This window comes from Pseudomonas frigoris (assembly GCF_047758635.1).
In the GTDB taxonomy this organism is placed as follows: domain Bacteria; phylum Pseudomonadota; class Gammaproteobacteria; order Pseudomonadales; family Pseudomonadaceae; genus Aquipseudomonas; species Aquipseudomonas frigoris.
Genome location: NZ_CP180479.1, coordinates 2,993,665 through 3,005,671 on the forward strand (window position 1 = coordinate 2,993,665; position 12,007 = coordinate 3,005,671).

The 12,007-nt window shown below is 61.5% G+C and carries 12 protein-coding genes; 11 read left to right on the forward strand and 1 reads right to left on the reverse strand.

The genetic code is table 11. The annotated features are described in order from the left end of the window. Window positions 1-36: 36 nt before the first annotated feature. A complete protein-coding gene (locus ACMXYH_RS13760) occupies window positions 37-1,221 on the reverse strand; it encodes an ABC transporter substrate-binding protein (protein WP_415767399.1) in 1,185 nt (394 codons plus the stop codon). Window positions 1,222-1,473: 252 nt separating this feature from the next. Here ACMXYH_RS13760 and pedF point away from each other — a divergent pair, with 252 nt between their 5' ends. From pedF to pqqE, 11 genes are all read left to right on the forward strand, one after another. Further along, entirely contained in the window at window positions 1,474-1,935 is a 462-nt protein-coding gene (gene pedF / locus ACMXYH_RS13765; protein ID WP_415767400.1) for a cytochrome c-550 PedF, read from the forward strand. A gap of 3 nt (window positions 1,936-1,938) precedes the next feature. Next, window positions 1,939-2,814, forward strand: a complete 876-nt coding sequence (locus tag ACMXYH_RS13770) for a substrate-binding periplasmic protein (protein ID WP_415767401.1) — start codon at window positions 1,939-1,941, stop codon at window positions 2,812-2,814. Next, window positions 2,814-3,575, forward strand: a complete 762-nt coding sequence (locus ACMXYH_RS13775; RefSeq protein WP_415767402.1) for a quinoprotein dehydrogenase-associated SoxYZ-like carrier — start codon at window positions 2,814-2,816, stop codon at window positions 3,573-3,575. Before ACMXYH_RS13770 ends, ACMXYH_RS13775 begins: the two co-directional genes overlap by 1 nt. A gap of 16 nt (window positions 3,576-3,591) precedes the next feature. Next, window positions 3,592-4,530 carry a quinoprotein relay system zinc metallohydrolase 1 gene (locus tag ACMXYH_RS13780; protein ID WP_415767403.1) on the forward strand — a complete coding sequence of 313 codons (939 nt, stop codon included), beginning with the start codon at window positions 3,592-3,594 and terminating at the stop codon, window positions 4,528-4,530. Window positions 4,531-4,845: 315 nt separating this feature from the next. Further along, window positions 4,846-6,624: a PQQ-dependent methanol/ethanol family dehydrogenase gene (locus ACMXYH_RS13785; protein WP_415767404.1), complete on the forward strand. Its 1,779-nt coding sequence runs from the start codon at window positions 4,846-4,848 to the stop codon at window positions 6,622-6,624. A 265-nt stretch (window positions 6,625-6,889) separates the two neighbouring features. Beyond that, window positions 6,890-8,410: an acetaldehyde dehydrogenase ExaC gene (gene exaC / locus ACMXYH_RS13790; RefSeq protein ID WP_129444854.1), complete on the forward strand. Its 1,521-nt coding sequence runs from the start codon at window positions 6,890-6,892 to the stop codon at window positions 8,408-8,410. A gap of 257 nt (window positions 8,411-8,667) precedes the next feature. Continuing rightward, window positions 8,668-8,739, forward strand: coding sequence for a pyrroloquinoline quinone precursor peptide PqqA (gene pqqA / locus ACMXYH_RS13795; protein ID WP_003253598.1), 72 nt, complete (start codon window positions 8,668-8,670; stop codon window positions 8,737-8,739). A 55-nt stretch (window positions 8,740-8,794) separates the two neighbouring features. After that, complete coding sequence (gene pqqB, locus ACMXYH_RS13800; protein WP_415767405.1) at window positions 8,795-9,709, forward strand: pyrroloquinoline quinone biosynthesis protein PqqB; 915 nt, start codon at window positions 8,795-8,797, stop codon at window positions 9,707-9,709. A gap of 144 nt (window positions 9,710-9,853) precedes the next feature. Further along, window positions 9,854-10,606 (forward strand): pyrroloquinoline-quinone synthase PqqC, encoded by a 753-nt coding sequence (pqqC, locus tag ACMXYH_RS13805; RefSeq protein ID WP_415767406.1) that lies wholly within the window; start codon window positions 9,854-9,856, stop codon window positions 10,604-10,606. Beyond that, entirely contained in the window at window positions 10,603-10,875 is a 273-nt protein-coding gene (gene pqqD / locus ACMXYH_RS13810; protein WP_415767407.1) for a pyrroloquinoline quinone biosynthesis peptide chaperone PqqD, read from the forward strand. Before pqqC ends, pqqD begins: the two co-directional genes overlap by 4 nt. Further along, entirely contained in the window at window positions 10,853-11,995 is a 1,143-nt protein-coding gene (pqqE, locus tag ACMXYH_RS13815; protein WP_415767408.1) for a pyrroloquinoline quinone biosynthesis protein PqqE, read from the forward strand. The genes pqqD and pqqE overlap by 23 nt, the downstream gene beginning before the upstream one ends. The last annotated feature ends 12 nt before the right edge of the window (window positions 11,996-12,007 follow it).

Sequence of the window (12,007 nt, forward strand, 5' to 3'; positions counted from 1 at the left end):
GATTCCTTTTTGTTGTCGTTCTTGTGGAAAGTTGGATTAGGGAAAGCGGCAGGTCACTTCGGGTTTGTCGTAGCCCAGGCTGTCCATTTCGTTGGACGGGTGCAGGAAACCGTCCTGGGGCGAAGTGCTGACCAACGCCCGGGGTTGCACAATGGGGATCGGCTGACGCAACTGGCCGTTCCACGGTCGATAGCTGAGCTTGCGACCCTTGAAACCGTCCAGCGGCAATTGATCGCTGATTTCAAGCGTACGGATCGCCATCGGATCGACCTGACGCAGTTTGCTCACCGCACTGGCGATGCTGCGCACGGCGATCCACGCGGCGAAATCGCGGTCATTCATCCAGCGCCCGGTCAGGGCTTCGAAGCGTTTCTGCAACTGGGCGGCGCCGTAGGTTTCCACGGTTTTGTGCCAGCCCGCCGGGGTCAGCCCCTGAGTGCCGGCGACCGGCCGTGGGTACCAGGTCTGGTAGGGCACGTATTCGCCGAAATCACCGCGTTCATCCGCCACCAGCACCACGTCGTACTCGGCGGTCTGGGTGAACAGCGGCATGTCGGCCTGGGCGCTACGGCGCTGATCGTTGTCGAAACTCCAGGCTTTTTCCGCGACCAGTTTCAGGCCGAAGCGTTTGGCGGCTCGGCGCAGGGCGGCCGCATAGGCTTGATCGTCCGGGGTTGGGCCGACGATCAGCAGCGCCCGCTGCCATTTGCGCACCACCAGAAATTGCGCCAGCGCATCGGCGAGCATCGCCCGACTTGGCAGGCTGTGCAGCACGTTCGACAGGCAGTCGGTGGTGCGCAGGCTGTCGTCGGGGCTGCCGGCGTTGAACAGCAAGCTGTCGGGCAGCACGGCGCTGAGTTGGCGCAGGCTGGCGGCCGGTGCGTTGACGACAAACAGACGCAAACCTTGTTCATGCTGAGCCTTGGCCGCTTCGACCAGGGCATCCGGATTGTCGACGTTGGCGCTGACCAGGTTGTAGCTCTGGTTGAGGAAACGCCCGGTGCTGTTGCTGTCAGTGATCGCCAGTTCGGCGCCACGCAGCCCGGCATCGACCGGCTCGGGAATGACGTTCGACAGCAACGGGCCCGGGTCGGGGCGATAGCCCAGGTAGCCGATTTGCACCTGCAACGGCGCGTCGGCGGCCTGGCTCTGGGTCGCCAGCCCGGCGGCGCAGGCAATCGCCAACAGATAGATCAGGGCGTAAGGGGCAAGCTGGCGCATAGGGCACTCCATTACAGGTAGCGCCAGCATAGGAACGCTGTGAGGCAGAAGGAAATATGCAGAAAGTACCAGTGAGCCAGTACCAAGGTAGTAAAGGCGCCGGAAGCGTACCCGGGTGCGCGCCACAGGCCCTACTACCAAGGAACTAGGCGGCGACCACCAAAGCAGCATGGGGCTTGCGCGAAGCCCTTCCTAAGATGGGTGCCATAGCCTCTTCAAAGAGGTTTTGCGTGCAATCAAGAGGGCATAACAATGACAACAAAACGCAACGCCTTACTCGTTGCCGGACTGCTGGCCGGGTTTATCAGCGCAGGTTCCGTCTGGGCCCACGGCAACGTGGTGCCGCAAGCGGTGGAAACCCCGGGCCTGACCCCGATCAAGGACGCCGGCGTATCGCTCGATGCCGATGGTTGGGCATCGGTGAACCCTTACCGCGCCTCGCCGGAACATGATAAGGCCCTGGAAATCGGCTCCTCGGCGTACAACCAGAACTGTGCGGCCTGCCATGGCCTGGAAGCCAAATCCGGCGGCATCGCCCCCGATTTGCGCATGCTCGATGTCGCTGATGCCGGAGATGAGTGGTTCGTCGAACGCGTGCGCCACGGCGCCGTGCGTGATGGCCGGGTCTACATGCCGAAGATGGCCGACTACCTGAGCCAGGAAGCCTTGTGGGCGGTACGCACCTATCTGGACAGCGTTCACGTCGAGGAGTAACCCATGCGCCTGCTCGCTGTGTTGATCAGCGCTGTGTTGCTGTGCTGCCAGGCAGTGCAGGCGCAGGTCCGTACCTATGACGAAATGATCGCCGCCGGGGAGCTGAAAGTGGCGGTCTACAAGGACTTCGCCCCCTACAGTTTTGAAGACGCCGGCCAGGCCCGTGGCGTTGATGTCGAACTCGCCCAGGCCTTGGCCAAGGCTCTCGGCGTGAGGCTGACGTTGATTTGGGCGCCGGCCGGCGAGAAGCTCGACGACGACCTGCGCGATTACATCTGGCGTGCCAGTCAGTTGCACGATCTGCAACTGGCCGACCTGATGATGCGCGTGCCGTACGATCGCGATTACGCGCAGAAGCGCAATGAACTGGGTGAGCTGGAAAACGGCCATGTGGTGATGTTCGGGCCGTACCAGAACGAACAATGGCAGGTCGCCTATGACCGCCGCCGGCTGGAGTCGGTGGGCAGCGTCGCGGTGTTCGAGCACCACCCGATCGGCGTCGAAGTCGACAGCGTGCCGTCGTTCTACCTGACCTCGGTGTTCAGCGGCATGCTCGCCGCCAAAACGCATCACTATTCCGGTGTACCTCAAGCGTTCGCGGCCATGAAGGCCGGTGAAGTCGACGCGGTCATGGCCATGCGCGGCGAGATCGACTGGCAAGTGCATGAAGCGGCGGACCCGCAAGTGGCGCTGGCGGAAAACGCCTACCCGAACATGGGCAAGCAACTTTGGGAGATCGGCATGGCGGTGCATGAAAGCAACCGTCAACTGGCCTATGCCGTGGAAGAGGCGCTGGAAGCCTTGATCCGCGAGGGCTCGGTCAAAACCATTTATGGCCATTACGGCCTGCGCTATGACGTGCCCGAGATGTATCAATAGTGAACTGGCGAGCAGGTTGTCTATTGGCCTGTTGGCTACCCATCGTCGCGCACGCCGTGGACATCGACCCGGGCAAAGACCCGGTGCCGTCGGTGATGTGGGCCTTCTATCACAAGCAGATGCTTGGCGATGCGCCGTTCGTGTTCGACGAGCGGGTCAAGCTGCTCGCGCCACCGTTCGCCGAAGACGCCCGGCAAGTGCCGTTGGAAATCGACGCGCGAGCGTTCAAGGGCGAGGTGGTGAAAATCCTCGCCTGGGCTGAACTCAACCCGTTGCCGAAAATTGTCGATTTCCAGCCGCTGGACCGGGTGCTGCCGTGGCTGTCGATCCGCATCCGTATTGAACAGGCCACGCCGTTGCGCGCGGCGGTACTGACCCGCGATGGGGTCTGGCATGTCGGCTCGACCCTGATCGATGCGGCCGGCGGCGGTTGCACGGCGCCGAGTGTGGTGCGCACTCAGCCGGGCTGGGAAGAGCACATTGGCGAAGTGCTGGGCGGTCGTTATCCCCGTGGCGAATTCAGCCGTGTGCGCTTGCAGGTGGCGCATCCGATGGACAACGGCATGGTCAGCGGCATCCCGGAATTCTTCATCAACCATGCCGAACTGCGGGATCAGCACGATCAACTGCTGGCCCGTCTGGAGCTGTTTCCCGCCGTCAGCGAAAACCCCAACCTGGCCTTCGACATCGAAGGGGCAGGGCAGACGCGCCTGATGCTGCGGGACAACAGCGGCAATCAATTCGATGCGGCCATACCCTGACCCAAAGGAGCGCGTGATGCGCTGGATGCTGCTGTTGTTTATGAGCCTGAGCCTGCCGGCCCTGGCCGACCTCGAGTACTCACTCAAACCCCGGCAGATCGCCGAAGACACCTGGCTGCTGGAAGGCAGTACGGACAATTTCGCCAAGGCGAACGGCGGCAACATCGTCAACACCGCGTTCATCGTCACCGAGCACGGGGTGGTGGTGATCGACACCGGGCCGTCGAAACGCTACGGCGAAGCGATGCGCAAGGCGATTACCTCGATCACCGACAAACCGGTGATCGAGGTGCTGCTGACCCATCATCATCCTGATCATGTACTCGGCAGCCAGGCCTTCACTGACGTGCCGATCGGTGCGCTGGCCGGCACCACCGAGCTGTTGCATCAGCAGGGCGATGCCATGGCCGAGAACATGTATCGACTGGTGGGCGACTGGATGCGCGGCACCGAAGTGGTGTTGCCGACCCGGACGCTGACACCCGGCGTGAGAAGTTTTGGGGATCACGATCTGCGTCTGCTGGGCCTGGGTGGGCACACGGGCGCGGATCTGGCTATTCTCGACCAGAAAACCGGCGTGCTGTTTGCCGGGGATCTGGTGTTTTACCAACGGGCGCTGACCACGCCCAACAGTCCGGGGTTGGCAGTGTGGCTGGCGGACATCGCCACGCTTCAAGGCCTGTCATGGACGCTAATCGTGCCCGGCCATGGACCGGTGGCCAGCGATCAACAGCCCTTCGAGCAAATGCGTGACTACCTCAGCTGGCTCGACCAGTTGATGCGCGATGGTGCCGCCAATGGCAGCGACATGGCCGAGATGATCCGCAGTCCCATTCCCGAGCGTTTCGCCGGGATCACTCTGAGCCGCTACGAGCTGATCCGCAGCGTCAGCCATCTGTATCCGCGTTACGAACGCGCACAGATGAACCGAGTCGATTCCGCCGCGAACAAGTGACCCAGCGGCGACGCAACCCCTTGTAGCAGCTGGCGAAGCCTGCGTTCGACTGCGCAGCAGTCGTAAAATCAGCGCTCGCGGTGCATCAGGAAAACCGTGCAAAACGGATTTACGACTGCTACGCAGCCGAACGCAGGCTCCGCCAGCTGCTACAGGTCGAGGTGAGACTTAACGGGTTGGCATCACCCGACCCGCTACTAAGGAACTAGCAATCTCAGCACTGCGGGCAATTGTTCCAAGGGCGGCGGCACCCAAGAATCTGCACCAGACCGGGAAAATTTCCCAGGTATAACAAAAACTGCAGAGGTAGCCGTCATGACCCAACCCGCACGTCGCCAACCCTTCGTCTTGAGCGTGCTGCTCAGTGCCATGCTGTTGTCCGGCACCGCGCTGGCCGGCGTCACCGATCAAGACATTCTCCAGGACCCCAAGAACCCGGAGCAGATCGTCACCAACGGTCTGGGCGTCCAGGGTCAGCGCTACAGCCCGCTGGACACGCTCAACGTCAACAACGTGAAGGACTTGCGGCCGGTCTGGGCGTTCTCCTTCGGCGGTGAAAAACAACGCGGTCAGCAAGCACAGCCGATGATCAAGGACGGCGTGATGTACATGACCGGTTCTTACTCGCGAGTGTTTGCGGTGGATGCGCGCACCGGCAAGAAGCTCTGGCAATACGATGCGCGCCTGCCCGATGACATCCGTCCTTGCTGCGACGTGATCAACCGTGGTGTCGCGCTGTACGGCGACCTGGTGATCTTCGGTACCCTCGACGCCAAGCTCGTGGCCCTGAACAAAGACACCGGCAAAGTCGTCTGGAGCAAGAAAGTCGCCGACCACAAGGAAGGCTATTCGATCAGTGCCGCGCCGTTGGTGATCAACGGCAAACTGATCACCGGTGTCGCCGGTGGCGAGTTCGGGGTGGTCGGCAAGATCGAAGCCTACGACCCGAAAAACGGCGACCTGCTGTGGACCCGGCCCACCGTCGAAGGCCACATGGGTTATGTCTACAAGGACGGCAAAGCGGTGGAGAACGGCATCTCCGGCGGTGAAGCTGGCAAGACCTGGCCCGGCGATCTCTGGAAAACCGGTGGCGCGGCGCCTTGGCTGGGCGGTTACTACGACCCTGAAACCAATCTGCTGCTGTTCGGCACCGGCAACCCGGCACCGTGGAACTCGCACTTGCGCCCTGGCGACAACCTCTACTCCTCGTCGCGTCTGGCGCTCAACCCGGACGATGGCACGATCAAATGGCACTTCCAGAGTACGCCTCACGACGGCTGGGACTATGACGGCGTGAACGAGCTGGTCTCGTTCAACTACACCGAAGGCGGCAAAGAGATCAAAGCCGCCGCGACCGCTGACCGTAACGGTTTTTTCTACGTGCTGGACCGCACCAACGGCAAATTCATTCGCGGCTTCCCGTTCGTGGACAAGATCACCTGGGCCACCGGCCTGGATAAAGATGGTCGGCCGATCTACAACGAAGCCAGCCGTCCAGGCGCACCGGGCACCGAAGCCAAAGGTAGTTCGGTATTCGTAGCCCCGGCATTCCTCGGCGCGAAAAACTGGATGCCGATGGCCTACAACAAGGACACCGGGCTGTTCTACGTGCCGTCCAACGAATGGGGCATGGACATCTGGAACGAAGGCATCGCCTACAAAAAAGGCGCGGCGTTCCTCGGTGCCGGTTTCACCATCAAACCGTTGAATGAAGACTACATCGGCGTGCTGCGCGCCATCGACCCGAAAACCGGCAAGGAAGTGTGGCGCCACAAGAACTACGCACCGCTGTGGGGCGGCGTGCTGACCACCAAGGGCAACCTGGTGTTCACCGGTACGCCGGAAGGTTTCCTGCAGGCGTTCAATGCCAAGACCGGCGAGAAAGTCTGGGAATTCCAGACCGGCTCCGGCGTACTCGGCTCGCCTGTGACCTGGGAAATGGACGGCGAACAGTACGTCTCGGTGCTGTCCGGTTGGGGCGGTGCTGTTCCGCTGTGGGGCGGCGAAGTGGCCAAGCGCATCAAGGACTTCAACCAGGGTGGCATGCTCTGGACGTTCAAACTGCCGAAAGACCTTGTAGTGGCCAAGCACTAACTCTGAGTCCACCGCATAACCCCTGTGGGAGCGGGCTTGCTCGCGAAAGCGGCGTCACATTCAACACATCGGTTGACTGACACACCGCCTTCGCGAGCAAGCCCGCTCCCACAGGGAGGATTTGCCACATGGAGATGTGGGCAAATCTACTACCAAATAACGAGAGTCCTCCTGCCAACGGCGCATTCGTCTGACGCGCAGGGCTCTCTACTATCGATTCATCGCCTGTTTGCCCGACAGGCACCGACCCAGACAGAGGCCCACCATGATCTACGCACAACCTGGTACACCTGGCGCCGTCGTTACGTTTAAACCGCGCTACGGCAATTTCATCGGCGGCGAGTTCGTCGCCCCGGTCAATGGTGAGTACTTCACCAACTCTTCGCCGGTCACCGGTGAAGTGATCGCCGAATTCCCTCGCTCCAGCGCCGCCGACATCGAAAAAGCCCTCGACGCAGCGCATGCCGCCGCCGATGCCTGGGGCAAGACCTCGGCGCAGGACCGCTCCCTGGTGCTGCTGAAAATTGCCGACCGCATCGAACAGAACCTGGAAATCCTCGCCGTCACCGAAACCTGGGACAACGGCAAAGCCGTGCGCGAGACCCTCAACGCCGACGTGCCACTGGCCGCCGACCATTTCCGTTACTTCGCCGGTTGCATCCGCGCTCAAGAGGGCGGTGCCGCCGAGATCAACGAGCTGACCACCGCCTATCACTTCCACGAGCCATTGGGCGTGGTCGGACAGATCATTCCGTGGAACTTCCCGCTGCTGATGGCCGCCTGGAAACTCGCCCCGGCCCTGGCCGCCGGTAACTGCGTGGTACTCAAACCCGCCGAGCAGACGCCGCTGTCGATCATGGTCTTCGCCGAGCTGATCGCCGATTTGCTGCCGGCCGGCGTGCTGAACATCGTTCAGGGCTTCGGTCGCGAAGCGGGTGAGGCGTTGGCCACCAGCAAGCGCATTGCCAAGATCGCCTTCACCGGTTCCACCCCGATTGGCGCGCACATCATGAAATGCGCGGCCGAGAACATCATTCCGAGCACTGTCGAACTGGGCGGCAAGTCGCCGAACATTTTCTTCGAAGACATCATGCAAGCCGAGCCGCAGTTCATCGAGAAGGCCGCCGAAGGTCTGGTGCTGGCGTTCTTCAACCAGGGCGAAGTCTGCACCTGTCCATCGCGAGCGCTGGTGCAGGAGTCGATCTACGACGACTTCATGAAAGTGGTGATGAAGAAGATCGTCAAGATCAAGCGCGGCAACCCGCTGGACACCGAAACCATGGTCGGCGCCCAGGCGTCCGAGCAGCAATACGACAAGATTCTCTCGTACCTGAAAATTGCTCAGGAGGAGGGTGCCGAGCTGCTCACCGGCGGCGCGGCCGAACGTCTTGAGGGCGACTTGTCGACGGGTTACTACATCCAGCCGACCCTGCTCAAGGGCCACAATAAAATGCGCGTGTTCCAGGAAGAAATCTTCGGCCCGGTGGTGGGTATCACCACCTTCAAGGACGAAGCCGAAGCCCTGGCGATTGCCAACGACAGCGAGTTCGGCCTCGGCGCCGGCCTGTGGACCCGCGACATCAACCGTGCCTACCGCATGGGTCGGGCGATCAAGGCCGGGCGTGTCTGGACCAACTGCTACCACCTGTACCCGGCACACGCCGCGTTCGGTGGCTACAAGAAATCCGGTGTCGGTCGTGAAAACCACAAGATGATGCTCGACCATTATCAGCAGACCAAAAACCTGCTGGTGAGCTACGACATCAATCCGATGGGGTTCTTCTAACCCGTAAGAACACCGCAAAACCCTGTGGGAGCGAGCTTGCTCGCGATGAGGCCAGTACATTCAACATCACAGTTGACTGATACACCGCCATCGCGAGCAAGCTCGCTCCCACATTGGTTTTGTGTGTACTGAAAAACCGCGCACCACCCCCTACCAATGCACGCCGCCACCTCGTTCGAAAGTAGCATTCGGGTGCCTGGCGCCCCGTGCATTAATGGCTTTACCGGAATCGTCCGGCACAAAAAGAGGATTGACCCATGTGGACTAAACCCGCGTTTACCGATCTGCGCATTGGCTTCGAAGTGACGATGTATTTCGCCAACCGCTGATTGTTCACCCGGCCAGTCGTTACGTTGGCCGGGCCTGCCTTCTGGAGCATTGCCCATGCACATTCGCGTTCTCGGATCCGCCGCTGGCGGTGGTTTTCCGCAATGGAATTGCAATTGCCGACAGTGCGCCGCGATGCGCGATGGCAGCCTGCGGGCCCAACGGCGCACCCAGTCCTCGATTGCCCTGAGCGACAACGGTGTGGATTGGGTGCTGTGCAATGCTTCACCGGACATTCGCGCGCAACTTGAGAGTTTCGCGCCGCTGCAACCGGCGCGCCGGGTGGGGGATACTGCGATTGCCGGCGTCGTCCTGCTGGACAGCCAGATCGACCACTGCACCGGCCTGTTGAGTCTGCGCGAAGGCTGCCCTCATTCGGTCTGGTGCACCGAACGGGTCCATGAAGACCTGAGCAGCGGCTTCCCGTTGTTCACCATGCTCAAACACTGGAACGGCGGGTTGCAGTGGCAACCGGTCGGGCTCGACCGCGAGCCCTTCAGCATCCCGGCTTGCGCGCACCTGCGATTTCGCGCGATCCCCTTGGTCAGCAACGCACCGCCGTATTCGCCCAATCGCGGCAATCCGCAGCCGGGCGACACCATCGGCTTGTTTATCGAAGATCGGCGCAGCGGCGCTTCGCTGTTCTACGCGCCGGGCCTGGGACAGGTCGACGACGAGGTTCTGAGCTGGATGCAACGCGCCGATTGCCTGTTGCTGGACGGCACCTTGTGGCGCGACGACGAGATGCGAGTCTGCGAAGTCGGCCAGAACCTGGGCAGTGAAATGGGTCACCTGTCGCAAAGCGGCCCTGGCGGCATGCTCGAAATCCTTGAAGGCTTCACCCGCCAGCGCAAGGTGCTGATCCACATCAACAACACCAACCCGATCCTCGATGAAGACTCGGCCGAGCGGGCGCTGCTGGAGCGGCGCGGGATTGAAGTGGCGTTTGACGGCATGAGTATTGAGCTATAGCGGAGGGCCCCTTCGCGAGCAAGCCCGCTCCCACAGGGGATCTCCACTGGACACAAAATGTGTGAACAACAGAGAACCAATGTGGGAGCGGGCTTGCTCGCGAAGGCGCCAGAGCAGACACCGCAGATTCCCCGGAGAACCGCAATGACTGACACCCCAATGTCCCCCGCCGAATTCGAAGCGGCCCTGCGCGCCAAAGGCGCCTATTACCACATCCACCATCCATTCCACCAAGCCATGTACGGCGGGCGCTCCAGTCGTGAGCAGATTCAGGGCTGGGTCGCCAATCGCTTCTACTATCAGGTGAACATCCCCCTGAAGGACGCCGCGATTCTCGCCAACTGCCCGGACCGCGACGTGCGCCGGGAATGGTTGCAACGAATCCTCGATCACGACGGCGTGCCCGGCAGCGAAGGCGGGATCGAAGCCTGGCTGCGGCTGGGCGAAGCGGTGGGGCTGGATCGCGAGCAAATCCTCTCACAGGAATTGGTGCTGCCCGGTGTCCGTTTCGCCGTCGACGCCTACGTCAATTTCTCCCGTCGCGCCTGTTGGCAGGAAGCCGCCAGCAGTTCGCTGACCGAGCTATTTGCGCCACAGATCCACCAATCCCGACTCGATGCCTGGCCAACCCATTACCCTTGGATCGACGTCGGCGGTTACGACTATTTCCGTAATCGCCTGAGTCAGGCTCGACGGGATGTCGAGCATGGCTTGCGCATCACCCTCGCGCACTACGTCACGGTCGAAGGCCAGCAACGCATGCTGGAAATCTTGCAATTCAAGCTCGACGTGCTGTGGAGCATGCTCGACGCCATGAGCATGGCCTACGAGCTGGAGCGCCCGCCGTATCACACCGTCACCACCGAGAACGTCTGGCACCGGGGGATTGCCCTGTGAGCCTGATCAACCGCGAGCAATCACCGTCGCTGCGTCAGGGTTTTCGCCTGCAATGGGAACCTCGTCAGGACTGTCACGTGCTGCTGTACCCCGAAGGCATGATCAAACTCAACACCAGTGCCGGGCAGATCCTTGATCTGGTGGACGGCCAGCGCAGCGTTGCGGCGATCATTGATCGACTGTCTGCGAATTTCCCCGGCGTACCGGGGATCGACGAAGATGTGCTGGCGTTTCTGGAGGTGGCCCATGCTCAATTCTGGATCGAGTGACTCGCCTCCGGGCCCGCCGCTGTGGCTGTTGGCGGAGCTGACCTATCGTTGCCCGCTGCAATGCCCGTATTGCTCCAACCCGCTGGACTTTGCCCAATCAGGCGAAGAGTTGAGCACCGAAGAGTGGATCCGGGTGTTCCGCGAAGCCAGAGAGATGGGCGCCGCGCAACTGGGCTTTTCCGGCGGTGAACCGTTGGTTCGTCAGGACTTGGCCGAGCTGATCAAGGCCGCCCGGGACATGGGTTACTACACCAACCTGATCACCTCGGGCATCGGCCTGACCGAGCAGAAAGTGCGCGATTTCAAGGTCGCGGGGCTGGACCATATCCAGATCAGCTTCCAGGCTGCCGACGAAGCGGTGAACAACATGCTCGCCGGCTCGCGCAAGGCCTTCGCCCAGAAACTGGCGATGGCCCGGGCGGTAAAGGCCCAGGGCTACCCGATGGTGCTGAACTTCGTCACCCATCGGCACAACATCGACCAGATCGCGCAGATCATCGACTTGTGCCTGGAACTGGAGGCGGATTTCGTCGAGTTGGCGACGTGCCAGTTCTACGGCTGGGCCGAGCTCAACCGCGTTGGCCTGTTGCCCACGCGCGAACAATTGCAGCGTGCCGAGCGCATCACCCACTCATATCGCGAGCGTCTTGAAGCGCAGGGCCACCCGTGCAAGTTGATCTTCGTCACCCCGGATTACTACGAAGAGCGTCCCAAGACCTGCATGAACGGCTGGGCCAATCTGTTTCTCGACATCACCCCCGACGGCACGGCGTTGCCTTGCCACAGCGCCCGCCAGTTGCCGGTGCAGTTCCCCAATGTGCGCGAGCACAGCATCGAGCATATCTGGACTGATTCTTTCGGTTTCAATCGCTTTCGTGGCGATGACTGGATGAAAGAGCCGTGCCGCTCCTGCGATGAAAAGCACAAGGATCTGGGCGGCTGCCGCTGCCAGGCATTCATGCTGACCGGCGACGCCGCCAACGCTGACCCGGTGTGCAGCAAGTCCCCGCACCACGGTGTGATTCTCAAGGCCCGCGAGGAAGCCGAGGCACCGGGGCTAGGCATGGAACACCTGACGTTGCGTAGCGAGAAGGCTTCGCGACTGATCTACCGCGGATGAATCGAGCGACAC